At 43.6% G+C, this 24,965-nt stretch carries 20 protein-coding genes; 5 read left to right on the plus strand and 15 right to left on the minus strand.

The window, feature by feature from the left end:
- Positions 1-169 precede the first annotated feature (169 nt).
- Positions 170-1,141, minus strand: a complete 972-nt coding sequence (locus tag BLU80_RS05125; RefSeq protein ID WP_091394499.1) for a GSCFA domain-containing protein — start codon at positions 1,139-1,141, stop codon at positions 170-172.
- Positions 1,142-1,482: 341 nt separating this feature from the next.
- Between BLU80_RS05125 and BLU80_RS05130 the strand changes: the two genes are divergently transcribed.
- Entirely contained in the window at positions 1,483-1,812 is a 330-nt protein-coding gene (locus BLU80_RS05130) for a hypothetical protein (protein ID WP_091394502.1), read from the plus strand.
- Positions 1,813-1,975: 163 nt separating this feature from the next.
- Here BLU80_RS05130 and gyrB read toward each other — a convergent pair whose 3' ends face one another.
- The gene (gyrB, locus tag BLU80_RS05135; protein WP_091394504.1) at positions 1,976-3,985 is read right to left on the minus strand and encodes a DNA topoisomerase (ATP-hydrolyzing) subunit B; all 2,010 of its coding nucleotides are present in this window, start codon (positions 3,983-3,985) and stop codon (positions 1,976-1,978) included.
- A 268-nt stretch (positions 3,986-4,253) separates the two neighbouring features.
- Between gyrB and BLU80_RS05140 the strand changes: the two genes are divergently transcribed.
- Positions 4,254-5,399, plus strand: coding sequence for an arginase family protein (locus tag BLU80_RS05140; protein WP_091394508.1), 1,146 nt, complete (start codon positions 4,254-4,256; stop codon positions 5,397-5,399).
- A 175-nt stretch (positions 5,400-5,574) separates the two neighbouring features.
- Positions 5,575-6,420, plus strand: coding sequence for a hypothetical protein (locus BLU80_RS05145; RefSeq protein WP_091394510.1), 846 nt, complete (start codon positions 5,575-5,577; stop codon positions 6,418-6,420).
- Positions 6,421-6,448: 28 nt separating this feature from the next.
- Here BLU80_RS05145 and BLU80_RS05150 read toward each other — a convergent pair whose 3' ends face one another.
- From BLU80_RS05150 to glgP, 3 genes are all read right to left on the minus strand, one after another.
- On the minus strand, positions 6,449-9,961 hold the full coding sequence (locus BLU80_RS05150) for a hypothetical protein (RefSeq protein ID WP_091394513.1): 3,513 nt from the start codon (positions 9,959-9,961) through the stop codon (positions 6,449-6,451).
- A gap of 167 nt (positions 9,962-10,128) precedes the next feature.
- A complete protein-coding gene (locus tag BLU80_RS05155; protein ID WP_091394516.1) occupies positions 10,129-10,395 on the minus strand; it encodes a GlsB/YeaQ/YmgE family stress response membrane protein in 267 nt (88 codons plus the stop codon).
- A 285-nt stretch (positions 10,396-10,680) separates the two neighbouring features.
- Positions 10,681-12,330 carry an alpha-glucan family phosphorylase gene (gene glgP, locus BLU80_RS05160; protein ID WP_091394518.1) on the minus strand — a complete coding sequence of 550 codons (1,650 nt, stop codon included), beginning with the start codon at positions 12,328-12,330 and terminating at the stop codon, positions 10,681-10,683.
- A gap of 235 nt (positions 12,331-12,565) precedes the next feature.
- Here glgP and BLU80_RS05165 point away from each other — a divergent pair, with 235 nt between their 5' ends.
- Complete coding sequence (locus BLU80_RS05165; RefSeq protein WP_091394520.1) at positions 12,566-14,044, plus strand: Nramp family divalent metal transporter; 1,479 nt, start codon at positions 12,566-12,568, stop codon at positions 14,042-14,044.
- Between the two features lie 243 nt (positions 14,045-14,287).
- Here the strand turns inward: BLU80_RS05165 and BLU80_RS05170 are convergent, their stop codons facing one another.
- The 8 genes from BLU80_RS05170 to BLU80_RS05205 form a co-directional block, all read right to left on the minus strand.
- Positions 14,288-15,838, minus strand: coding sequence for an Rne/Rng family ribonuclease (locus BLU80_RS05170; protein WP_091394522.1), 1,551 nt, complete (start codon positions 15,836-15,838; stop codon positions 14,288-14,290).
- 824 nt (positions 15,839-16,662) lie between these two features.
- A complete protein-coding gene (locus BLU80_RS05175; RefSeq protein ID WP_244518741.1) occupies positions 16,663-17,520 on the minus strand; it encodes a tetratricopeptide repeat protein in 858 nt (285 codons plus the stop codon).
- Between the two features lie 20 nt (positions 17,521-17,540).
- Positions 17,541-17,831: an HU family DNA-binding protein gene (locus tag BLU80_RS05180; protein ID WP_091394525.1), complete on the minus strand. Its 291-nt coding sequence runs from the start codon at positions 17,829-17,831 to the stop codon at positions 17,541-17,543.
- Positions 17,832-18,003: 172 nt separating this feature from the next.
- Entirely contained in the window at positions 18,004-18,561 is a 558-nt protein-coding gene (locus BLU80_RS05185) for a DUF4296 domain-containing protein (RefSeq protein ID WP_091394526.1), read from the minus strand.
- Between the two features lie 27 nt (positions 18,562-18,588).
- The gene (gene porD, locus BLU80_RS05190; RefSeq protein ID WP_244518742.1) at positions 18,589-19,575 is read right to left on the minus strand and encodes a type IX secretion system protein PorD; all 987 of its coding nucleotides are present in this window, start codon (positions 19,573-19,575) and stop codon (positions 18,589-18,591) included.
- A 113-nt stretch (positions 19,576-19,688) separates the two neighbouring features.
- The gene (gene coaBC / locus BLU80_RS05195) at positions 19,689-20,879 is read right to left on the minus strand and encodes a bifunctional phosphopantothenoylcysteine decarboxylase/phosphopantothenate--cysteine ligase CoaBC (protein ID WP_091394529.1); all 1,191 of its coding nucleotides are present in this window, start codon (positions 20,877-20,879) and stop codon (positions 19,689-19,691) included.
- A gap of 174 nt (positions 20,880-21,053) precedes the next feature.
- Positions 21,054-21,395 carry a DNA-directed RNA polymerase subunit omega gene (locus tag BLU80_RS05200; RefSeq protein WP_091394532.1) on the minus strand — a complete coding sequence of 114 codons (342 nt, stop codon included), beginning with the start codon at positions 21,393-21,395 and terminating at the stop codon, positions 21,054-21,056.
- On the minus strand, positions 21,370-22,203 hold the full coding sequence (locus BLU80_RS05205) for an outer membrane protein assembly factor BamD (protein ID WP_091394535.1): 834 nt from the start codon (positions 22,201-22,203) through the stop codon (positions 21,370-21,372). The genes BLU80_RS05200 and BLU80_RS05205 overlap by 26 nt, the downstream gene beginning before the upstream one ends.
- Positions 22,204-22,452: 249 nt before the next feature.
- Between BLU80_RS05205 and BLU80_RS05210 the strand changes: the two genes are divergently transcribed.
- Positions 22,453-23,079 carry an outer membrane lipoprotein periplasmic chaperone LolA1 gene (locus BLU80_RS05210; RefSeq protein WP_091394537.1) on the plus strand — a complete coding sequence of 209 codons (627 nt, stop codon included), beginning with the start codon at positions 22,453-22,455 and terminating at the stop codon, positions 23,077-23,079.
- Between the two features lie 195 nt (positions 23,080-23,274).
- On the opposite strand, the gene BLU80_RS05215 is transcribed toward BLU80_RS05210, so the two are convergent.
- Both BLU80_RS05215 and BLU80_RS05220 read right to left on the minus strand, forming a co-directional pair.
- Positions 23,275-23,631, minus strand: coding sequence for a phage holin family protein (locus BLU80_RS05215; RefSeq protein ID WP_091394540.1), 357 nt, complete (start codon positions 23,629-23,631; stop codon positions 23,275-23,277).
- Positions 23,632-23,662: 31 nt separating this feature from the next.
- Positions 23,663-24,949 carry a M16 family metallopeptidase gene (locus tag BLU80_RS05220; protein WP_091394543.1) on the minus strand — a complete coding sequence of 429 codons (1,287 nt, stop codon included), beginning with the start codon at positions 24,947-24,949 and terminating at the stop codon, positions 23,663-23,665.
- Positions 24,950-24,965: the final 16 nt, after the last annotated feature.

Consider the following 24,965-nt stretch of genomic DNA (forward strand, 5'->3'; position numbering starts at 1 on the left):
ACAATACATCATAAGAACCTATATCTATGGGATATGTGAACAGGTGCTTCTCAGAAAGGAGAGCCTGGATAACTGTATTTTAATAATTAAGTTCACATCCAAATATACAGCAGGAAAAACAAACTAACAAACAATCGTTTTAAATTAACATTCCAATCCTCCCTTACCCTTACCTGAAATAAGCCAGTTCTTCTTCCAGGGCCAGATAAGGATGCAGCTGCTGCAATGCCAGAATCTGCTCATAGGTTTTCTGCCTGAAACTACGGTGCCGCTCAGAGTCCGGATGGAAGGGCTTGTGCGCCCTTGCAATGCGGATCTTATCGAGTTTGTCCATCAGTTCAAGTGTGGCGCCGTCCATATAAGTCTGTCCGAACTGTTCCAGTACAAATTGGGTAGCGGCGTAATTGGGATGGACTAAATCAATGTCATAAAAGCGGTAATCTCTCAGCACGTCTACCACCAGCTCATAGGCCGGAAAATAATAGAGCCGGTCAAATTTATCCACCATATGATGTACCGCTTCCAGCAACCTGGCTTTGCTGCGGTTATTTTCCATAATGCCGTCCCGTATATGACGCACCGGAGAGATGGTAAATATTATTTTAAGACCTGGATTATACCGGAAAAGCCGGTACAGCATGCCATCCAGAGCCGTGATGATCTCATCGGTCGTATGCATGTGCTTTTCAAAAGTCTGTGCGGGGGCCTTATGGCAATTGGCCACCGTCTGTCCGGTAGCTACCAAACGGTAACTATTGGCAGATCCAAGTGTTATGATGAGCCAGTCTGCTTTTTGCAAAAATGCCGATGCCGCCTTTTGACTTTGATGGATGCCCTGGATCACGGTTGTGGGGTCGGGAGCAGAAAAACGGCTGTGATGTTTCCAGCTATGATAGAGCTCCTGATGAAAATACAAGTCCTGTTCCTGATAGGTCCGCCCTTCCATATAGCTGATCAGACTGTCAGCCACGCTGATGGGATCGAACAGGATACCGTTCGGGTTCATCAGCGTATTGAATTTGAGTTCTGAAAGCCGCTGACCGATATGCTCCGTAAAACAAGATCCTGTCAGCATAATCTGCTGCCGGTAATCTATGCCCGGGCTCACCTGGGGTATCCTGATAGGTATCATAAACTGCATAGCGCAAAATTACTCAATTGGCCTGTTAATTCTAAAAAGTTCGGCCTGGATTTTGGATGAACAGCCATTAAATATTTATTTTTAAAAACAGGTAATTGCCAGAATTACCGTAATTTTAAAAAGAAAAATTTAAAAAGACAAAGGGTGTGACGGGAAAAGGATCCATGCACGGGGACTGTGGCCACCAAAAAATAGTGTATAAAAAACAGACAGCGTCGCTAGTAAAAACAGCTGACCGCCGCAGATAAAAATAAAAAACATTTAACGGGCACACCTGACAAGGATGTCCTAGAAAAATAGATTTTTACACGCATTAACCTTTCAACTAAAAAATTATATCCATGAAAAAATCAATCAGCATTTTCGTAATGGCGCTCGCGCTGTCTTTTGGATTCCAAAGTGCCATGGCATCCGGAGGTCCGGGCAAAAAAGCAGTCGCTGAAGCGAAAAAAGAATTAACTACGCAGCAGCAGCAAAGGCTCGATGAAATCATTGCCCGGGTCAATGAGATTAAAGACATGGACAAGTCCAATCTGAGCCGCGCAGAGAAAAAAGAATTAAAAACCGAGCTGAAAAGCATGAAAACCGAAGCGCGCGCGATGGGTGGCGGTATCTATCTTTCTGTAGGCGCCATCATTATTATTATCCTCGTGCTGATTTTAATACTGTAAGCAACCGGAGGCTGACGCAACCTGATAAAAAGGTGCATCGCCATGACCATAGCAAAAGCCCTTCTGTATGATCCGGTGATGGATGACAGAAGGGCTTTTGCTATTGGTATATTATACTATATCATTTCTCTTAACCCGGATAAGATATCCGGATCAAGCATCTTTAGATATCGATTCTCGCATAGGTGGCGTTCTCTTCAATAAAGGCTCTTCTTGGTGGAACGTCATCTCCCATCAGCATCGCAAAGGTCTCATCGACCGCTGTCAGATTATCAATCGTCACCTGCTTTAGGGTTCTTCTGGCCGGATCCATCGTCGTTTCCCAGAGCTGGTCTGCATTCATTTCTCCAAGACCTTTATAGCGCTGGATGTTGACGCTGTCATCCTTTCCACCGCCCAGTTTTGCGACCAGTCCTTTGCGCTGTTCCTCATTGTAGGCATATTCCTGCTCCTTGCCTTTTTTAACCAGATATAACGGCGGCTGCGCGATATATACATAACCCTGGGTCACCAGTTCTTTCATATAACGGAAGACAAAGGTCAGAATCAGCGTGGCGATATGACTACCATCCACGTCGGCATCCGTCATAATAATCAGTTTATGATAGCGAAGCTTGGACAGGTTAAGGGCTTTAGGATCCTCCGGCGTACCGATCGTAACCCCCATGGCCGTAAAGATATTTCTGATTTCTTCGTTTTCGTAGATTTTATGCTCCATGGCTTTTTCTACGTTCAGAATCTTACCTCTTAATGGTAAAATAGCCTGATAGGATCTGTCACGGCCTTGCTTGGCCGTACCACCCGCAGAGTCTCCTTCCACCAGGTATAACTCACATTTTTCCGGACTGCGTTCAGAACAGTCCGCCAGTTTACCCGGCAGACCGCTACCGCTCAGTACAGACTTACGCTGTACCATATCGCGGGCTTTTTTGGCGGCTACCCTGGCCTGCGCTGCTAAAATGACCTTCTGAATGATGTTTTTGGCTTCCTTTGGATTTTCTTCCAGATAAGCCTCCAGGGAACGGGCCACTGTTGTCTGAACGATACCGCTCACCTCGCTGTTACCCAGTTTGGTTTTGGTCTGTCCTTCAAACTGAGGTTCGGGAACTTTTACAGAGATAATGGATGACAGTCCTTCCCTGAAGTCATCTCCCTCAACGGTCACTTTGGCTTTTTCAAATAATCCTTCCTTGTCTCCGTAACTTTTAAAGACACGTGTAAGTGCCTGTCTGAAGCCCGTTACATGCGTACCTCCTTCAATGGTATTGATATTATTGACATAAGAAAAAATGTGCTCCTTAAAATCATCGTTATAGCTCATGGCGACTTCAACGGTCACGTTAGACCCCTCATCAAAGCCTTCCACATACAGACTTTTGGCAATAATGGGCGTACGTTTGGCATGTCTGTCCAGAATCTCTAAAAATTCGACGATACCGCCTTCACTATAAAATTCTTTGCGGTAAGTATTACCGTTTTCATCCACTTCTCTTTTATCCGTTAAGCTGATACGGACTCTTCTGTTCAGATAGGCCAGTTCTCTTAACCTGGATTCCAGGATATCTTTCTGATAAACGGTGGTCTGGAAAATCGTATTATCCGGCCAGAAATGAACATAAGTGCCGGTTTTATCCGACACACCGGTTTCTCTGACCGGTGCATCAGGCACCCCTTTATGATACACCTGTTCAAAGATCTTTCCTTCTCTGTGAACAATGGCTTTCAGCTCCGTACTCAGGGCGTTCACACAACTGACCCCTACCCCGTGCAAACCGCCGGACACTTTGTAAGTATCCTTATCAAACTTACCCCCGGCGTGTAAAACCGTCATGACGATTTCCAGGGCACTTTTCTGTTCTTTTGTATTTATACCTGTTGGGATCCCGCGACCGTTATCCTGAACAGAAATAGAATTATCTTCATGTATGGTGACTTCGATCGTATCACAATATCCGGCCAGGGCTTCATCAATGGAGTTATCCACGACCTCATAGACCAGGTGATGTAATCCTTTTACCCCCACATCGCCGATATACATGGCGGGTCTTTTTCTGACAGCTTCCAGGCCTTCCAGGACCTGAATACTGTCTGCTCCATAGGTTTTAGGTTGTTTCTCGTTATGCTGTACTTGTTCATTTACATGATCTAAATCCGGCGTATTTTCCTGACTCATATGTTTATTTAAAAATTACGTTTTAGGCTTTTTAAAAAGTGTAGCGAAGTTACGAAATTTTAAGGGATTTAACCCCATTTAAAACGCCTAATTTAGGGAATTTCAGGCCCGGATTTTATCAGAAAAACCGCATCGGCACGTGAATTATAAACAACTGATTCCAAATAGGAAACACATGAATTATTTAATTTATTTAGCAAAGATTTGTACAGCTCACTCAAAATGGGTCATTTACCCTATTTTTGTCTAAAATTTTTACGCTTTACACATGTCATCATTTAACGAACAAACCATCATTGATTTTCTAGAACCCGTACATCTTTTTGAACTCTCCCAGGACGAAGGCTTTAAAACCTCCCAGATTGGATATTATATCGACAGCTATGAAGAACAGTTTCCGGACCTGACAGGGGCAGACCTGATTATTGTAGGTATCGGAGAGTACAGAGGGAAGGGATATCCCAACAGAGGGACACCCGCGGCAGATAATTTCCGCACTGAATTCTACCAGCTCTATCAGTGGCATAAAAGCGTCAAAATCTGTGATATTGGCAATATTACCACCGGCAAAACAATGGCCGATTCCTATGCCGCTTTAAAGACCGTCGTCTCTGAACTGCTACTGTTGCCACAGGCAAAGATTCTTATCATCGGAGGCTCTCATGATTTAACCACCGCGCAGTGCGATGCCTACAGCAAGCTGGACAGGACCTATGATCTGCTTTGCATCGATGCCAAAATGGATATGGATACCGATGCCCAGGCACCGGCGGAAAGGTTTTTACTGGATATGTTTACCAAAAGCCCCAACTATTTAAATCATTATAATCATCTGGCCTTTCAGAGTTATTTCGTGCACCCGGAAATGCTGGAAGTGATTGACCGGCTCCGCTTTGACTGCGTCAGAGTTGGCCGGGTCAAAGAAAAGATTGAGGAAGTGGAACCGGCCATCCGTCATTCTGATATCATCAGTCTGGATATCTCTGCCATACAGAGCGGTCATGCCCCCGCCAATCTGATTACGCCTAACGGACTAAACGGGGAAGAAGCCTGCCGGCTCATGCAATTTGCCGGTATGAGCAGTAAAGTATCCAGTGTCGGTTTTTATGAATACCAGCAGCATCTGGATAGAAACTCTCAGACTGCTAAACAGCTGAGTCATCTGGCCTGGTATCTGGTGGATGGCATACAGCAGGGAAAACAGGAAGCGGATATCCAGTCCAGACAAAATTTTAATGAGTACCACCTGGCTTTTGCCGAGATGGAAACCACTTTTTTACAAAGCAAAAAAACCGGCCGCTGGTGGATGACCTTACCGGACGGCCATTTTCTGCCCTGCAGCTATACAGATTATATCCTGGCCACCCAAAACGAGATTCCGGAAAGATGGATCCGTGCCATTGAACGCAGTTAAAAATGGATACGAGGGCCACCACACAATAAAATGTCCCTTCAAAAAAAATAAACAGGGCTGTTTACCGTTATTATAGACGGGTAAACAGCCCTGTTTATTTTATACAAAACCCAAAGGGTATCAAATTATTTACGACTTCCATAACACATATACTCAGTAGAACACCACCACTAACATGATCCGGATAAAAAATATAAACATATATAATTTCATATATTTCAATAATATAAATAAAAAGAAAGACGGCGAAAAGACCACTACGGGGCTGTCAAGAGCCGGGGCAGCCTTAACGGTCCTCACTGTTTTTATGGCTAGCCTGACGGCGCTTAGCGGCTGCTCCAAATCCTCCCTGGAGGACTATGCAGGCACGCTGACCCCTTACCAGCAATACCTGCCGGTATCGGCAGGTCAGCTCTCCTACTATAATCTGGACTCTATTGTAGCCGCTCCTTTCGGAGCCGCCATGGACACGGTCCATTACACGGCTAAAGACAGTGTGGGTGTGGCCACCATCAGTGAACAGGACACGACCTATCCGGTCTACCGTTATATCAAAACAGGCAGTAATCAAACCGGAGCCGGCGGCTGGAGCTATCAAATAACTTACCGGCTTATCATCTCTGAACATACAGCTAGTCTTGTCAATAACCATAACCAGCGTTTTATCATATTGACGGATCCTGTGAAACAGGATTACAGCTGGGATGGCAACCGCTATTTTACCTCTGAACTGGATCCGGGTGATTTCTATTATGGCTGGGCGTATACCTACGACCTTTCTGTAGCTGATTTTCTTACCGTGCATCAGACCGACCAGACCAACGGCAATCCCGGAGACTTTGATCAGAGCCTTTATCAGGAAAAATTATTTGCAGACATCGTCTTTGAAAAAGCAGTGGGTTTATATAGTCAGCAGGAGTCGCATATCACCTATCAGGCCAACCAGAATAACCCCAGCTCTTTCGGTTATTATGAACAGGACAGCTATGGTTTTATCTTAACCAGAATCGCCAATCCTTAACGGACTGCCGGGTACTAAAAAGGGACCGTTATAAAATAGCCCGGATACTGGCTCTGCCGATCTGAATAAATTTAGCGTCACCTGATTTACGACCTTCATACTGAAAACTCAGTTCCAGACTTCCCATCAGCCTTTTATTCAACTCCAGGACAAAGCGGTAGTTTTTCCCGGGTGACAGTCCTTGCAGCATATTATAACTTACCGTACTGGACTGATCCCCGTCAAAATCGATATGTGTATACTGAAAACGGCCTGTCAGGCTGGTCTGCTGTACCGCATTATATTTCCCTTCCAGCTGCAGGCTGCTGTTGGTGGCTGTTTCCCCACCATATATCGCTTTATTTTTTACCTTTTCATATTCATACCCACCCGTTAATCTGAACCGGGTACGGTTCGTATAAGTCAGCGTCGGATTGGCACTCATGGAGGTGAGGGCAAAATTTCTGCTTTCAAATGCAGGCGTCAGCAGGTCATGGGTACCAAACTGCTGCTGCCAGACGAAATTATAAGCGGGCGCAATCTGCCAGCGCCCTTTCAGATCCCAGGTCGTAATTTTTGTCGCTTCTGATCCGTAGGTCAATAATGATTTATTATAGTTAATCAGCCGGGTCAGATCCAGGCCCCATTTGCTGCTGAGCTGGCCGAAGCTGAGCGTATTGGAGAATATATAATTAAAATTGAGCAGTGCGGAATCCGCCACGCCGGTAGCAAAAGGATTAAAAACCGGACCGCCCATAGCATACTGCTTTTTAGCCGACTGCAGGGAAGACCTCAACTGCAGTTTGCGTACAAAAGCGCTCCAGCCGGTAGCAGAATCCGCGATAATCTTTCTGGGGTTTAACTGCACGCTATAATTGAACTGTGTATAATCCGCCTGAATATACTCATTGGTCGGGGTATAGATTTTAATAAAAGTAGCTTCATCACTAAATGCCGCCAGTTCAAATTCATTGAGCTGCTGAATGCCGTCATTATTATAATCGTTCCAGGTATACTGTCCTTGTCCCGGAGAAACTTCATAAAAGCTATAATCTCTTTTCTGTTCCTGTCCGGCGCCGGTTTCATATAGGGCATTACCGGACAAAAAGCCGGATTTACTACGGACATTATAAGCAACTCTTCCAAGAAAGCTACGATCAGGCACACTGCCCGTAGTCAGTACAGAATCATCCAGGGTCAGCTCCCTGTACGTTGCTTTTAATTTGATCTGCTGATAGCGATTTTTTAGCAGACTCAGATCAAAGCTCAGATTACGACTATGATCAGACCCCACCAGCCGGTTGCCCACGGGTAATTTATTTTTTCTGCCGGTATAGGTGAGCTGCCAGTTATTCACCGCCGCCGGATCAGATCTTACAAAAGCAGACAGGGTCTCATAACTATAGCTGGTCAGCCACATGGAATCCGTCTGACCCTGCTGAATCTGGTTGCGTTCCGCCTCATAGCGGGCGCCCAGCGTCAGCTTGTGAAACTTTTTTAGGGTCTTGCTAAGTTCCAAAGCGGGCTTCCAGTAATATCCTTTTGCCGTCGCCATATGAATCCCTGTATAGGAAAGACCTTCATTGAAATTCCAGCCGCTTAGGCTGTTATGCTGATAGCCCAGTTCATGCTTAAAACCTTTATAACCGTCCTGTCTTAAATACGTCTGAAAGCCATAGGAGAGCTCGCCCAGTTTTTTCTGGCTAAGTGCGAACTGTATGCTCCCCAGCTTATCGGCACTGTTTTCCGGAATCAGCTCCAGCCCCCAGCTGCGGGCAAATTCCACAGGCCTTAAGATTTCTATGGTTTTAAATTGTGCAGACTGAAATTCAAAAGATCCTGTGCTGTTTAGATAATAGCCCAGATCAGCATCCCCGTTTTTAGGTTGCCAGCTCAGGCGTTTGGTGGCGGTTACTTTACCGGCGTAGCCGGTATTATCCCCGTTACCCAGGGTGGAAAAGGTATTATTATCCGTATTACTGGTGGCCAGTTCCGTAGACAACAGAAAACTGCTATCCGGGTGGTAATCCACCTTGACAGAAAGCAACTGTTGTTTTTTCGGGGTCACCAGGAACTCAGCCGGTTCATAACTGCCTTGCGGCACCCCGTTTACAGGAGCCACCCAGGTAAAGACCTTACCGTTTGCCAGACTCAGCAGCGGTTCATAATTTCCTTTACCCGTACCCACTTCAGCAAAACTCAGTGCATACCTGGCACTATCCTTACTGGTGGAATATACATATACAGAGTCATGCACGCCGTTATACAAGGTGTCTATTTTCTTATACATGATCTTGTCTGTAGAAAATGTATCCATATCCGCAAAGGGATAGAAGGCATTCTGAATACTGTCACCTATTTCCGCTAGAAAAGCTCTTTTTCCTGCATCCAGGGTCTGGTTAATGGGCTGAGACTTAGAATCCTGATTGTTATAGGCAGAAACCGTGAGCGTCACTTTATCCGAAAACTCGGTTGCATTCTGGACATACATCATCGTGTTGAGGTAGTTTCTGTCCGCATACTCAAAGCTCACCTGAATTCTGCTATCCTGGGTAATCATATGCCTGGGGGTAAAGGTGATTTCCGCCTGATTATAATCAATGGTATAATCCTGGTCTTCCCCCCTGGTTAAAAGGGCACCATCCAGATATACTTTTTCCGTACCTGCCAACACCACAAAATAGAGTTCATTATTATTGCCCTGCAGCCGGTATGGCCCCTGATTGCCTTCCGAGACGGCCAGTACATTTCGGGCAAACTTTCCCTTGGCAATGGCCCCGCTGACAATGGTACTGTTTTTAATGGCACTTCCCAGCTTTACCTGCTGGCGGTAACTGGCTCCCTGCAGCCTTTTATAAAAATTGACATAATAAGAGCCTTCGGTTCGAAGATCGATATCACCCAGGTTGATTTCCCAGTTTTTTTTACTGAACTGCAGCAGTATTTTATCAAACTCATTGAGCTGTTGAGTGGTGCCATCGGGCTGAATGGGAATATTATCATCAGTCAGCGCTGCAGTCAGATGTATGCTGTCTCCGATAAAGCCATTCATCTGCAGGTTAAATTCAGAATTAAAAACAGCATTCTGATTATTACCGATACTCATGGACCGGCCAAAGCTACCGTTATAATCTATTTTGCCAAACTTAAACAGCGTGGCCGACTGCGCTGTGGCCGGGTATTCAGGCTGCGGCCGGATGACGGCCGCGCTGTTGGTATCCAACACATATCTGGCAGTCTGCTTTTGTAGTAAGAAAGGGAAAACCCTGTAATGCACCCATATGCTATCCGAGGAACCGCTGTTGATGGCATCCGGTTGCCAGCTGATGGTAGCAGCCGCTTCCTCTAACCGGTAACCGCCTGCAGTTCCCTCCAGCTGAAAACTGCCCGGTACAATGCTCAGGCTATCCACCTGCCAGGGATGCCCCCCGATCAGTCTGCCTGTCGGTATCTTCTTATGCCGTAAATTACCCAGCTGCTGCGCATGCAAAAGAGCAGGCATAGTCACCAGGAGTACGAAACATACCCGCAGAAAAAAAGAGGAATACAATTTACGCTGCATGAACCCCTATGTAACGTAAAAAGAGGCTGTTTTATTTAAAATTCAGGGCGCTAAATTCAAAGAAAACCAGGCCAACACACAGCGCCCGTCCATAAAAAAACCTCTTTCCCACCGGAGAGCTTCCTAAGCCTGCCGCAGAAAAGAGGTTTTACAGTCTAATTTTTTTGTTAGGTACTGGAAGATTTGCGTTTAATCATCCCATAAATCCACAGCAGGATAACGGCGCCGACAATAGCTAATGCGAAACTTTTAAAGTTCCAGCCGCTTACGTCGCCCCAACCAAGGACGGCCGATCCGATCCAACCGCCTACGAAACTGCCTAAAATACCGATAATGATGGTCACTATCCAGCCGCCCGGATCTTTACCCGGATGTAAGGCCTTGGCGATTACTCCCGCAATCAAACCAAATAAAAGCCATGAAATTATACCCATAATTATAAGATTTTGTTACTAAGATACCTTAAAAATCATACCAATTCAAATAAAACTTAAAATAAACAATTTTAATTTAATATTTAAACAACTACTTATCATGTATATATTAATATAGCATTCATCCACAATCACTTGACGCTTTGATAACATTCAATACCCGCAGTGCCTCTTGCCACTGCAAAAAATTAATTCCTTCGAAAAGAGAAATTTCCGGGCGTAACTCCGCTGAAATCTTTCCTTTGGAAGGAATTTAAATAAGAATCTTAATGGGATGTTTACGCTCTAGTAAAGCAATTCATAATATTCATGCGTCATCCGGTTGCTATCAAACTGATAGCGGACATCCCGCATCGCATTTTTAAGAATCTGGCGCCAGGTGTCGTACTCATCATAATAAGTAGGCAGGATCTGTCCTTCCAGGATTTCATAGAGTTTATTCAAATCATATTCATCCTGCTGATGGGTCTGCATATGTTGATAATCCGCGGGGGGTACGACAAAGCCGTTATGTCCGTGGTTGATAAATTCCGGGATCCAGCCATCATGCGTGGAAAAATTAACCGCGCCATTCATAGCAGCAGTCATGCCGCTGGTACCGGATGCCTCTCTGGGCACTCTGGGATTATTCAGCCAGATATCGGCGGCCTGTTTTAACCGCTTGCTGAGTGTCAGTTCATAGCCAACCACAACAGCCACATTTTTATATTTTTTGCTTTCATTGACCAGTCTGTCAAAGGTACCGATGGCTGCATAATCCATCGGATAAGGCTTGCCGGCAAAAATAATCTGTACGGGATAACAGGTGTTTTCAATCAGTTTCAAAAAGCGTTGTTCATCCTGCAGCAGCAGATCGGCTCTTTTATAGCCTGCAAACCTTCTGGCCCAGACAATGGTCAGCACTTTGGGATCAAATATTTTACCCGTCTGGTCAGCGACCAGTTCAAACGCTCTTTTTTTCAGATAATATTTACGGTCATCCATCAGGTAATCCTCGCCCTGATTAAAATACCTGTAAAGTTGCTTATCGGCCCAGTAAGTCCAGTTCTGGGCATTGGTAATGGAGATGATTTTACAGGTTCCGGGATAATGGCTCCACATTTCGCTGGCCACGCGTCCATGAAGCTGAGAGACTCCGTTGGCCAGCCTTGCAAAGCGTAAGGCAACCAGAGAATGATCAAACTGATCTCCCTGGATACCGGTTAATGCCCTTACCTGGTCAAGGGATAATCCGCAGAAATAGGTCATCTTCTCACATAGATAAATACTATGTTTTTCATTGCCTGCTTCCTCGGGCGTATGAGTGGTAAATACCAGTTTTTCCGTAACAGCTTCTTTGGTTCCCAGTTTCTGATACAGATAAAAGGCCGCCGGCAAACCATGCGCTTCATTCAAATGATACACTGCTGCGTCAAAATTAAGCAAATCCAGTAATTTGGCGCCTCCTACTCCCAGTAATATATACTGAGCGACCTTCGTGGCCTCGTTGGCATCATAGAGTCTGTGGGTGATGGTTTGACTGACATAGTCATTTTCCGGTAAATCGGTACTGAGTAAAAACAGGGGGGCTGTCTTAAATACTTCAGGTGCCAGATACAACACTTTTACCCAGACGTCCGCCTCATGAATTTTAATGGTATACCGGATGCCGGTGTCTTGCAGAAAACGATAATGTTTTTCCGACCAGTCGGCCTTCATGGTCTGGTCCTGGTTACGGATCTGGTCGTAATAACCGAATTTCCAGAGTATACCGATACCCACTAAATTCTGGCTGAGTTCATAGGCGCTGCGCAGATGGCTGCCTGCCAGAAACCCCAGTCCGCCGCTATATATTTTTAAAGGTTGATGTATGGCATATTCCATTGAAAAATAAGCCACACGTTTACTATACTTTTCACTGATCGGATAAAATGAGCCTAATTTAAAATCACTCATGACAGTTGATGATACTTCTTTGCAGGGTTAATAAAACAGGCTCGAAGATAGTATAAATTCCCCCTACGGGTTCTATTAAGACGGGTAATTTATACACATTCCCACTTGAAAAACCCCACAAACAAACAATCATTATTTTACCTATACAAATAAAAAAATTAGGTCACCCAAATTTAATGATGTATATTTGTATATCGTAATAACAAAAATCAGCACACAGCAACAGGCGTGCATTATGAAACAGTCATCTTCTAAACATAATCAAACCCATCATTCCGTACATAAGTCCTTAAGCGATGTTCATCAGAGTATTGATACCACCAGTGGCAGGGGCAAAGGCCTGAAAAAAATTCTGGCTTTTATCGGGCCGGCCTACCTGGTCAGTGTTGGTTATATGGATCCGGGCAACTGGGCCACGGATCTGCAGGGAGGCGCACAGTTTGGCTATAAGCTAATCTGGATTCTTTTGTTATCCAATCTCATTGCCCTGTTATTACAAAATATGTGCGCACGCCTGGGCGTCGTTCGCCAGCAGGATCTGGCGCAGGCCAACCGGCAGACTTATCCCAGGAGCGTCAATTTTTGTTTATATATACTGGCAGAGCTGGCCATTGCGGCCTGCGATCTGGCCGAGGTGCTGGGTATGGCCATTGGTATCAATCTGCTGACAGGGCTTCCCATACTTTGGGGTGTACTGATAACCGTCCTGGATACTTTTTTGCTGTTTTATCTGCAAAGGCTGGGGATGCGCAAAATGGAGCAGTTCATTATCGGGCTGATTGCCATTACCGGCTTTTCCTTTCTGATTGTCTTACTGCAGGCAAAACCGGAAATGGGCGATGTCGTAAAAGGCTTTGTCCCCACTTCTTTAAACCAGGCGGAACTCTATATTGCCATTGGCATTATCGGGGCAACCGTGATGCCACATAATCTTTACCTGCACTCCGCCCTGGTACAGACCCGTAAGATAAAAAGAACTGAAAAAGGGATAAAAACTGCCTTAAAATACAATGCCATCGACGCTACCGTCGCCCTGAACCTGGCATTTCTGGTCAATGCCGCCATTTTGATTATGGCGGCCAGCGTCTTTTATACGACCGGCAATACCTCCATCGCCAATCTGGAAGATGCGCATAGAATGCTGGAACCCTTATTAGGATCCAAGCTGGCACCTACGTTATTTGCGATCGCCCTGATTGCTGCCGGCCAGAGCTCTACCATCACCGGCACGCTGGCCGGTCAGATTGTCATGGAAGGCTATTTGAATCTGCGTTTAAACCCTTTGTTACGCAGGTTGATTACCCGGCTCATTGCGATTGTGCCGGCAGTGAGCGTCATCTTGATTTATGGAGAATCCGAGCTGGATAAACTGCTAATTTTCAGTCAGGTCATTTTAAGCCTTCAACTGGCATTCGCCATTATCCCCTTGATTTATTTTGTCAGCGACCGTTATCAGATGGGCAAATTTGCCATTAAAAAGCGTACGGAACTACTGGGCTGGCTGGTAGCTGCCCTACTGATTTACTTAAATTTAAATATGGTATACGGGGAAATTAAAGACCTTTTTGCCACCAACGGACAGTGGGTCTGGAAGATAGTGGCCGTTGTGTCAACGGCAGGTTATATTGCATTATTGGCGGCGACCTTCTGGTATCCGTTCAAGGAAAGAAAAAACAAGAGGCTGGTAATTACTCACCAACCTCCTACTTACTAACTCATTAAAATCTGCTGCTAAGTTAGGGGATTGCCTCAAATTCTAAAAATAAATTTCTGTGTAACCTACATAAAAATAGCCTCCCTGAACAGGAGGCTATTTTTATTAATTAACCTTTATAAATTATTAAATTTCAATAAATTATAAATTTTAAATTAAATTTTTCATCTATATATAATGGAAATTATCGGAGCCTTTCAGCACCTGATTGCCAGCCTTTTACCGGCCCCTTCGCCGGTTGCTTTAAATTTTAATTTCTTCCATTTCCTGATTGTAAAATTTAACGTCAATCAGATTCAGATTACTATTTTCTATAATATTAATGGGCACCCTGAATTTCTTTTTCCACTGCTTTTTGATGGAGTTAAACCAGCCCTTGGTCAGATGAGAATAGACAATCGGATGTACTTCTATGGTAATATTTTTATGTAAATGGGTAATCAGATAACCTAACTTGTTTTCAATCTCGTCTACCAGCAGGAAAGTGGAAGTAACCTTACCGGTTCCATGACAGGTCGGACAGACTTCCGCTGTATTGATGTTGATTTCCGGACGCATTCTTTGACGGGTCAGCTGCATGACTCCGAATTTGGAAATAGGCACCAGGGCGTGACGGGCCCGGTCATTTTTCATGTGTTCGCTGATAGCCTCCTGAACTTTTTTACGGTTCTCCGGGCTCTTCATATCAATAAAATCCACGACAATGATGCCGCCAATATCACGGAGCCTTAACTGGCGGGCAATTTCTTCGGCTGCTTCCAGATTGGTAGCCAGCGCATTTTCCTCCTGGCTGTTGCTGATACTCTTATAACCACTGTTCACATCAATGACATGCATGGCCTCGGTATGCTCAATAATCAGATAGGCACCGCTGGGCAGATTAATGGTTTTACCAAAAGAAGCCTTGATCTGCTTGGTAATCCCATAGGAATCAAAAATATTCTGCGGTTCCTGATAATACTTGACGATATCTGCCTTACTGGGCGCAATCTTTTTAATATATTTAAGAGTATCCTCAAATAGTTCCTTGTCGTTGACTACAATTTTATTAAAATCCTTGGTCAGTAAGTCCCTGAGAATACTGGTGGTCTTATTTTCCTCAGACAGTACCTTGGTCGGTGTTTTAGCTGTCCGCAGACTTAACTGGATTTCTTTCCAGCTGTCCAGCAGGCTGCGTAAATCCTCATGCAGTTCAGCAGTATTTTTTCCTTCGGCCGCCGTGCGGACAATTACCCCGATATTATTGGGCTTAATGGATTCAACGATTTTATGCAGTCTTTTGCGCTCGTCTGCCGAATGAATCTTTTTAGAGACAGCTACCACATTATTGAAAGGCGTCACCACGATGAAGCGTCCCGGCAGGGAAATCTCGCAACTTAACCTGGGTCCTTTGGAGGCAATGGGTTCTTTTAAAATCTGAACCAATAAATTGGGACGGCCGTTTAATACTTCAGTGACTTTACCGGTTTTAATAATCTCGGGTTCTACATTGAACTTATAAAAATCAAAACCGCCCGGCGTCTTATCGTGCTGCGCCTTTTGGGTAAACTTAATCAGGCTCTTGATATAAGGGCTCAGATCCGTATAATGTAAAAAAGCATCTTTCTCATGCCCTACATCCACAAAGGCAGCATTTAAACTAGGCATCAGTTTTTTGACTTTGGCAAAAAACAAATCTCCTACCGCAAAACCTGCTTCAGCCTGCTCATTATGCAGTTCTACCAATTTTTTATTTTCCAGTAATGCCAGTTCCACCCCTTTTTGGGTACTCCTGACAATCAATTCTTTATCCACAAATATCTTTTTAAAGGTGATTCTCCGGCTACCTGCATATCAGGTTGTATGGCAGGTTGTTCCATGTTACATTGAACCATCAACACTATTTTGGATAGCACGGGAGAAAATAAGCCATAACTGCTTCTTTTAATATTTTTGTCCTTTTGATCCGGGACGGCTTACTAAAGCCGTGTTTTCAATAACTTACCCATGATCATTAGTTTTTAAAAAGACAAAAAACTGTTGATGCCCGTTATGGTTATGTGTTATACACAGATACTTTGTAAGAAATGCAACGACCAGGGCTGCATAACCTATACATCTCTGTTTTTATTAAAAGCCAGGGGGTTTTAAAAGTCGGCCTTAATAGTGTCAGCAACTACGTAGTGGCATACTGATTTATATTACCCTTGGTAACAGCAACTGATTTTTGAGGTGCTAACCGCAACTGCCTGGGAATTATATTCATCTCAAGACTGATTGGCTATTGAATCAATCAATGAATTCCTTGACTGCCGGACATAAAAATGCACCTACCGTAGAGCCGCCGTTTATTATATTTGGGAAAGGAATAAAAGCTGCAGGAAGGTAAAGGTGTTATACTTTTCAGGTATATCTGATAGGCCATTTATAGGCTATCAATGCCAGGAATGACCTGGCATTAATAGTATATAAAATCTACATCATAGCAGAAATCTATCTGAAACGGGTGTTCAGACTATCTCTTCTTATGACGGTTCTTTCTTAATCTCTTTTTGCGTTTGTGCGTCGCTATTTTATGACGTTTTCTTTTTTTACCACAAGGCATAGTTGTAAATGAATTTTATAGTTATAAAAAATATTTATGATTGCTGTTGCAATGCTTCAATTCTTTGCTGGATCTCTTTTTTCGCTTCAGGTACTTCTATTATCTGCTGCGCTTTTTGATACCATTTTATTGCATTGGCCTTATCTCCTTCCCGGTCATATACATCTGCCAGGTTAAAAATGGCTTCCAGGTTGCCCGGCTGATGATTAATGACAATCAAAAAGCGTTCAATTGCCTTATCATATTGCCCGGTTTTAACAGCTCCCAAAGCAAGCATCATCTGTGCATACAGATTATCCGGATGCTCTTCAGCGACTTTACGTACTTTCAGGATCTGCTCCATAGGATTACCGGAAAGGTTGCCAAACATATAGCATCCTCCGAGTCCTACGATTGCGGAATCATTTTTTGGATTTATCTCCAATGCCTTTTCAAATAACTCTTTCGCGTTAGTGGCCATCCAGGTCTGCATGGGCTGACTTTGCTCAACAAACACATAGGACAACAACTTTCGGGCTGCAAAGGTAAGATTTTGTTCTGAATTTTCCAATTTTGCTGATTCTCCTAAATAATAAGAGCTTAAAGGCATATTTCCTACCGTATCTCCCCAGAAATGGGATAACTGATCATATTGTTTGATTTTCAGATCTTTTACGTCACCTCTGTCTACATTATTCTCCAGTGTGGTGATGCGCGTCTGTTCGGCGGGAGGAAGCTTGGATTTGGCTGCAGATAAAACATCATGGGTGGTCAGTGCGGGCACTTCAGCGCCAACACCCGGACCACCCATGCCAGCCGTCGTACTTTTTGGAGGAATTGTATTACCGAAGAAATAAATCAACAAAATAATAACCAACCCGCTTCCAATAAGAATTAACTGCTGCTTTTTCACACTTTAAATTTTGTGCGAAGTTACTTCGTTTTTAGCTTGTCTTTGACATCATTAACGAATTCTTTTGAAGGCTTGAATGCCGGAATATAATGTTCCGGAATTTCAACGGCTACATTCTTTTTAATGTTACGGCCGATTTTAGCTGCCCTTTTCTTGGCAATAAAACTACCGAAACCTCTAATAAAAATATTGTTGCCTTCTGCCAGGTTTTCTTTTACTTCTTTCAGAAAACCTTCGATGGTTACCAGCACATCTACTTTAGGAATGCCGGTCTTCTCGGAAATGTTGTTTACCAGATCTGACTTTCTCATTTTTTAGCATTTTAAGATGAAGATTCGGAGATAAAGTTAAACTAATCTTATATACAAACCAAAGAAAATGAACAAATTAAATAAATTATTATAAAAATTAATTCACAGTCGGAGATTTATTTAGTTTTTTAAGATTAATTATTTACTATCTGTTTAAACAAATATCTAAATTTTATAGTTTTTTCACGTGATTTTTAACTTTTTCAACCGGAACGGATACCGGTGATTTAACACTCGGATTTTCAGTGTTTTTGGGTGATTTTATGGCACTATCAGGGTGAGGTCGGACTGCAACAGGCCCCGCAGTCCCTTTCTTAGTAGAATCAATAGTTGTAAAACGCTTTTTTTGCAGGGAATCCTGAATTTTATTACCATAGGATCTTGTGGAATCCAGCAGGGTTTTCAACTCATCAGGATGCGCTTCATAGAAAGCCATACTCCTGAAATACAAGGAGTCATCGACATTATGCGCCTTCAGCACCCGGTGGATTTCTAGTGTAACACTGTCTCTGATATGCAGTTTGGCCAAGGCTGCGGTGTCCATCTGCCTGAGCTCAGTGGCGACCATTACATCAAAAAGGACCGGCTTTATTTCATCCGGCTGCATGATCCCCTTTGGATATTTAGGCTTGCAACCGGCAGCCAGCAAACCCAGCATCACCGCTGCGGCCATTATGTATCTTGTAGTGTCAGTTTTTCTATATTTTTTATTCAAAGAAAATGGATTCATCTGCAAATTATTTTTATCAGAGCCGCATTAATTTTTAAGTTCCTCATTAAAAGTATTGGCTCCATTAGGATTGAGTTGCGTTAAAACAGAAAGTGCATCTGCTTTTATTTCAGGAGCTGCCTGTTTAAAAATCCCCACCAATTCATCTGTTCTGCTTTCCATAAAAAACTGTTCAATCATTGTATTGGGGTGTGCCTGATTGAACTTCTGTAAGGTACGTAGCGCTTCCAGCACCTGTGCCCTTGCCTGAGTCGGATGACTATACATGCTGTCCAGACCGCTTCTGAAATATTTATAGATCACTTTGTGCATGTCTTCCATACCTGCCGCCGTAAGATTACTGGACAGATAATAGCGGTTGCGCTGACCGTCAAAAGACTGCCAGCCTTTTATATTACTGGCCCTGGGCGCACCTACCACGATGCTTTGGGCATTTTTAAAAAAGGGCATTCCCTTTCCCTGTTCAAAGGAATCGTAATCAAGCCCCAGAATAATATTGATATAATAGGCAATAGTGGCCGTCAGATTAGCCGCCAGTGCATCTGTTCCTGCCACCTGGGAAGGATTAAATTCCAGCCGCTGATAAGGCCTGTATTTAAAAATAAACTGACCATCCTGATAGTTGACCAATACGGACTGATAAACGGAGTTATAGACAGGTCTTGCCGCCTGAACGGTAAGTCTTGCCTCATACACATCCTGGCTGGCAATACCAGTCAGGGCAATGGCAAAATTACAGTTAATCTTTTCTTCCGGCTGAAACTGATCTGTTGTCCATTTACGCTGATTAATAAAATCCGTTAATTGTTTTTGCAGATTGGTGATGAGCGAAGCGTCAATGGTCGTACCCAGTTCAGGAGCCACAACCGTTACCTGGGCGTTGAGTTCCTGACTATAAGCCGCGCTAAGCATAGTGAATAGCAGGCAGATGACCATAACGCTTTTACAAAGCACTGTCCGGGCTATATTTTTATTGTCAAAAGCTTTACCTGTATGAGGATTTGCAACTCCCATCTATGCTAAAATTAAATGATGACCAGTAAGACTTAAACGAAAAGACGACCGCTTTTATTGGATAGCAGATCAGGCTGCCTACCAGGCTCAGTTCGCAGTTTATTATCCAGTCCTTACCATTGACTGCACACAGTCGTCCGGATAATAAAGGCTGCGATGGCGGCTTTTGTATCCAGCACACTCTCACTAATTTTTCCATCACGACTCAAGATACTGACCTTATTGGTATCATAGCCAAAACCCGCACCGGTATCCCCCATCGAGTTCAATACAATAAAATCTGCATTTTTTTCCTGCAGTTTTTTCTTTGCATTTTCCAGTGCATGATCTGTTTCCAGTGCAAAACCGATCAGTAACTTACTGCCTTTATTTTCACCCAGGGCTTTTAGAATATCCCGGGTTTTATTGAGTTCGAGATTAAACAAAGACTGTTTTTTCTTTATTTTCTTATCGGAAACCGTGGCGGGGGTATAGTCGGCCACTGCCGCTGCCAGAACGGCCACATCTACTTTTTCAAAATGTTGCATGGCAGCCTCATACATATCGGCAGCGGTTATTACCGCCTGTTTTTTAATGCCTGTAAACTCAGGCAATCTGCTACCCGGGCCATATATAAAAATAACCTCGGCTCCTTTCAGATAAAAAGCCTCCGCCAGCGCAGCGCCCATTTTACCCGTGGAATGATTGGCAATAAAGCGAACCGGGTCCAGCGGTTCGTGAGTAGGCCCGGAAGTAATCAGTACTTTTCTGCCTTTCAGCTCGTCCGTTCTTAAAGCTGCCTGAATCTCCATGAATATCGCTTCAGGTTCAGCCATCCGGCCTTCCCCTATGAGCCCGCTTGCCAGCTCTCCGGCCTCCACATTTAATATTTTGTGACCATATCCCTTTATGATGTCCAGATTATTTCTGGTGGCCGGATGCAGCCACATATCGGCATCCATGGCCGGGGCAACCAACACCGGGCAGGTGGCTGACAGATAGACTGCCATCAGCAGGTTGTCGCAACTTCCATGCGCCATTTTGGAGAGTGTATTACAACTTAAGGGAGCCATAACCATCAAATCGGCCCAGCGGCCGAGCATTACATGGTTATTCCAGTTATCTCCACTGGTCAGATCCTGGGTAACGGGGTTTTTAGACAGGGTGCTCAGTACCAAAGGAGAGGCAAATTTAGTGGCCTCCTGGGTCATAACAACTTTCACTGTCGCGCCGGCCTTCACCAGCAACCGGGTCAGCGTAATAATTTTATAAGCCGCAATACTGCCCGTTATACCTAATAATACTTTCTTGCCTTCTAATTGCATGGCCATTACAATAATAGTGGATAATAAGACACTAAAGGTAGGGTAGATTGCCCAATTAATCTAGCTTATTGACTTCCCCTTACCCTCACCTGCTCTATGCACGAAATGCCACAGGGACAAGTCCGAGTGGCATTTACATATATTTTTTAAAAAAGTAAGTTTTCTGTGAAAAGACTATTCGAATAAATCGGCGTCGTTTTCACGGAAGTATACCTTATTAGCCATAAATTCTTCAGTAGCCAGAATCGCAGGATTAGGCATCCTTTCGTAGGCCTTGGAGATTTCAATCTGCTCTTTGTTTTCATGAATTTCTTCCAGACTGTCTGTGTGGCTGGCAAATTCATCTAACTTGGAATGCAGCTCCTCGCGGATAGCGATATTGATCTGACCTGCTCTGCGGGCAATAATGGCAATAGATTTATACAGATTGCCGGTTTTGCCTTTTATTGCTACTAAACTTCTGGTTTCAATGACGTTAGGAATACTAGGACTAACTTGTCTTCTGAGTTTGCTCATTTTGAAGTTTTTTATATTTTTCTAATTGTTTCTCGGCTTCCGTTTTCATCTGGGTAGCCTGTTCTTTAAATTTACTGTCAGGGAACTGTCCTAAGAAATTGGTACAGTCTTCCACTGTCTGTTCGTAGCGTTCCTGCTGCGCCTGCGGAATACTTACTTTCGCATATTCGTAGCTGGATTTAGCAATCATATACATATACTGATCAGCCTTTTCAGATCCCGGATAATCGCTGAGCAACAAATCAAAATAAAGATGTGAAGCTTTAAAATATCCTAAATCATAATAGAGCTGAGCGGAAAGATACTCTTTTAATTCCAGTTTCTCATTACACTTTTTAATCAGGTCCTCTGCTTCCGCCTTTTTATCCGACTGCGGATAATTGGTCACAAATGCCTTCAATAACCCCATGGCCTTATGAGTGGATGTCTGATCGAGTTCAGCTTTAGGTGAACTCAGGTACAGACAATACGCCTGCATATAATCCGCATTGGGTACTAAAGAGCTATTGGGAAATGTCTCTATAAAGGTCTGAAAGGCCATGGATGCACTTTCATAATCCTTCAGGTAATAAGCACTGTAGGCAAATTTATAAAAAGCATCTTCATGGCGCGGGGTACCTCTCAGGTAAGGAAACAAATCCTGAAACAATTCCTCCGCATGCGCATATTTTTTATTCTCGTAATATTCATTGGCCTTTTTAAGGCGTAGTTCATTGTCCTTGCTATTCAAAATCTTGGAATATTTTGAAGCGCAGGAAGATACCAGCATTATCAGACCCACTAGGGAAAATTGGAAGATTCTCTTCATAAAGAGTGCAAAATTACGTTTATTCGGCAATATATAAAGGAATATTTTCCACCCTTGGAATCATTCGTTAATTAAAGATTAAAAACCACGCAATCAACCTAGTTTGGTATTAAATTTTCCTTTTATACCATAATACCAAACCGTTCATTAAACATAGACAAAGCTTTGATGTCCAAAATGCGGGTAATTACATGTAATTTTGCACCCGAAATAAAATAAGAACAATTATATTAAATAAAAATAAAATATATGATTAAGAAGATGATGACCGCAGCATTTGTATCTATTGCCTTGATTGGCAGTAGTTTCGCACAGACTTCTGCGAGTGCTGTTTTACAAAAAGTAAGTAATACCCTTAAAGCTTCCAAAGGAGCCACGGCTAATTTTACTTATTCTACTACGGATAAAAATCAGCATAAGTTAGGGACAATCAGTGGTACAATTGCCCTGAAAGGCAATAAATATTATATCAAACAAGGCGACAACGAGATTTTTTCCAACGGCCAGAAAACCTGGAATTTTAACGGAAGTGATGAGGTAACCGTCGGCGCTGTCGATAATAACAGCGGCACCCTGAATCCCCAGAAATTACTCTCCGGCAATTTTGTGCAAAACGATTTAACATCCAAAATGGTTTCCTCTGCAGGTAGTTTTTATGTAATTGATCTGACTCCTGTTGATGCCAGAAAGAACTTTAAAAAGGTAACCGTTTATGTCAACAAGGCTAAAAACATGATTACTAAAGCAACTGTTCTGGAAAAAGGTGGCAATACCGTCTCCTTCAATATGACGGATATTAACACAAGTGCCAGCCTGCCAGACAGTAAATTTGTTTTCAATCCGGCGCAGCACCCTGGTGTGGATGTCATCAACTAAGGACCTGCCCTACCACCGGAAGATTTAGCCACCCGGAACTTAATTCCAACAATATTTCTGATTACATAAATAAGCCCCGCTTCCTGAGTCGCCATTTTAAGCGACTGACCAGGCGGGGCTTATTTATGTAACTGAGGTAATGTATTTTGATTTCTGTCAGCGCTTCCGTCCTTTTTTACCTATCCTTAGGCGTCGTTAGTCATTATCTGCCTTGCCGATCAATCCTTCTATCAGGTAAGTGACAATAGACAGCACGATACTAAACCAGAAGGCCGCCCACCAGGTACTCACCACAAAATGCGATGGCCCCAATATCATGGCCGCCCATTTAATAATCAGGGTATTAATGACCAGTAGAAATATACCCAGCGTCAGAATAGTAATCGGAATGGTCAGAATCACCAGTAGCGGCTTGATAAAAGTATTCAGCAACGCTAGAACCGCCACAAGTAAAATAGCAGAGAATCCGCCATATAAGGTGACGCCCGGCAACAAATTTGCTGCTATGATGGCCGCCAGTGCCGTAACGAGTAATTTACCAATAATTCGCATAAAAGGTGTTTTTGTTGATACCTTAAATATACTAATAAACGGTCAATTGATAAAACAAGGATTCGTCCAGGTATTTACCTGCCAGCTCTTTGAGTGAAGCTGCACTGACAGACTTCACGACTTCCATATGCCGGTCAAAATGATCTTTGGGTAAATCATGAAGGATATAGCTCTTCCAGCGGTTGATAATCTGGAAAGGACCGTCCAGTGTACCCAGCACACTCCCCACTACATAATTTTTGACCAATAATAATTCTTCCGGATCAATTAATGTGGTTCTTAATAAATCCGCTTCTTTCCAGACTTCCTTAATCGTATCCGGGCAGACATCCCTGCCGGCTTCCGTAGAAACCACCCAGGCACTTTCATGCAGATGGCCCTGCAAATAAGAATGGATGCCATAGGTATACCCCTTATCTTCTCTGATATTACTCATTAACCTGGACCCGAAATAACCGCCAAAGACGGTATTGAGTACGGTAAGAGCTGACCAGTCCGGACTTTTTCTTCCAGGCATCAGCCTTTCCAGCCGGATGGCTCCCTGCACACTGCCTTTATCATTTGTGACGGTATGCACCTTTTCCTTATCCGGGTCATGTTCATAATCGATGGTAGTCAGTAAGGAAGACGCCTGATTAAAAGGCAGCGAACCCAGACTATCGTTTAACAGGGCAAAAATATCCGTTGGTAACCTGCCCGCCACAAAAATCTTTACGCGTCCGTTGGTATAATGTCCTTTGTAAAAGGATAATAAATCCTGCCTGTTTAAGGCCGCCAGATCCTCTTTATGCGTATACTTTCCATAAGGATGGTAAGGTCCGTAGGCATAGGCATCAATCAACTGCCCTGCGACAAACTCGCCTTTTTTCAAATTCATTTCCAGGCGCTGCAGACTGTTTTGCTTATATATATCCAGTTCCTGTTCAGGAAACTGGCTGTCTGTGAGCAACTCTACCAGCAATGGAAGCAAATTGGGCAACTGTTTACTTAAGCAGCTAATGGTAATACTGCTGTATTCCGTACTGCAGCTGGTATTTAAATAAGCGCCAAAAAAATCAACGGTTTCTGCAATCTCATAGGCAGATTTTTTAGAAGTACCGTTTTTAATCAGATTATTTACGGCTACAGCCACCTGTGGCTTGGATTCCAATGCGGACCCAGCTTCAAAGAGCAGTTCCAAAGACATTACTTCCTCCGCCCCTGCATCTATACTATACACAGGTGTATTATTTTTAAGTTCCGCCACAGCTACTGATTTCAGGTGCAGATCAAAGTCTACCGGGTCTGTAATATGCGGCGCATTTTTTCTATCTAACATGGGTAATTGTCGGTTT

It is taken from the genome of Arachidicoccus rhizosphaerae (assembly GCF_900107765.1).
GTDB lineage: Bacteria > Bacteroidota > Bacteroidia > Chitinophagales > Chitinophagaceae > Arachidicoccus > Arachidicoccus rhizosphaerae.

Excerpts from the sequence above, each read along its gene's own strand:
- BLU80_RS05185 (WP_091394526.1), bottom strand. The coding sequence starts at position 18,561 with ATGAATCCATTTTCTTTGAATAAAAAATATAGAAAAACTGACACTACA.
- BLU80_RS05145 (WP_091394510.1), top strand. The coding sequence starts at position 5,575 with ATGATCCGGATAAAAAATATAAACATATATAATTTCATATATTTCAAT.
- BLU80_RS05150 (WP_091394513.1), bottom strand. The coding sequence starts at position 9,961 with ATGCAGCGTAAATTGTATTCCTCTTTTTTTCTGCGGGTATGTTTCGTA.
- BLU80_RS05200 (WP_091394532.1), bottom strand. The coding sequence starts at position 21,395 with ATGAGCAAACTCAGAAGACAAGTTAGTCCTAGTATTCCTAACGTCATT.
- BLU80_RS05210 (WP_091394537.1), top strand. The coding sequence starts at position 22,453 with ATGATTAAGAAGATGATGACCGCAGCATTTGTATCTATTGCCTTGATT.
- BLU80_RS05165 (WP_091394520.1), top strand. The coding sequence starts at position 12,566 with ATGAAACAGTCATCTTCTAAACATAATCAAACCCATCATTCCGTACAT.
- glgP (WP_091394518.1), bottom strand. The coding sequence starts at position 12,330 with ATGAGTGATTTTAAATTAGGCTCATTTTATCCGATCAGTGAAAAGTAT.
- coaBC (WP_091394529.1), bottom strand. The coding sequence starts at position 20,879 with ATGCAATTAGAAGGCAAGAAAGTATTATTAGGTATAACGGGCAGTATT.
- BLU80_RS05140 (WP_091394508.1), top strand. The coding sequence starts at position 4,254 with ATGTCATCATTTAACGAACAAACCATCATTGATTTTCTAGAACCCGTA.
- BLU80_RS05220 (WP_091394543.1), bottom strand. The coding sequence starts at position 24,949 with ATGTTAGATAGAAAAAATGCGCCGCATATTACAGACCCGGTAGACTTT.
- BLU80_RS05125 (WP_091394499.1), bottom strand. The coding sequence starts at position 1,141 with ATGCAGTTTATGATACCTATCAGGATACCCCAGGTGAGCCCGGGCATA.
- BLU80_RS05205 (WP_091394535.1), bottom strand. The coding sequence starts at position 22,203 with ATGAAGAGAATCTTCCAATTTTCCCTAGTGGGTCTGATAATGCTGGTA.
- BLU80_RS05180 (WP_091394525.1), bottom strand. The coding sequence starts at position 17,831 with ATGAGAAAGTCAGATCTGGTAAACAACATTTCCGAGAAGACCGGCATT.
- BLU80_RS05155 (WP_091394516.1), bottom strand. The coding sequence starts at position 10,395 with ATGGGTATAATTTCATGGCTTTTATTTGGTTTGATTGCGGGAGTAATC.
- gyrB (WP_091394504.1), bottom strand. The coding sequence starts at position 3,985 with ATGAGTCAGGAAAATACGCCGGATTTAGATCATGTAAATGAACAAGTA.
- porD (WP_244518742.1), bottom strand. The coding sequence starts at position 19,575 with ATGGGAGTTGCAAATCCTCATACAGGTAAAGCTTTTGACAATAAAAAT.
- BLU80_RS05215 (WP_091394540.1), bottom strand. The coding sequence starts at position 23,631 with ATGCGAATTATTGGTAAATTACTCGTTACGGCACTGGCGGCCATCATA.
- BLU80_RS05130 (WP_091394502.1), top strand. The coding sequence starts at position 1,483 with ATGAAAAAATCAATCAGCATTTTCGTAATGGCGCTCGCGCTGTCTTTT.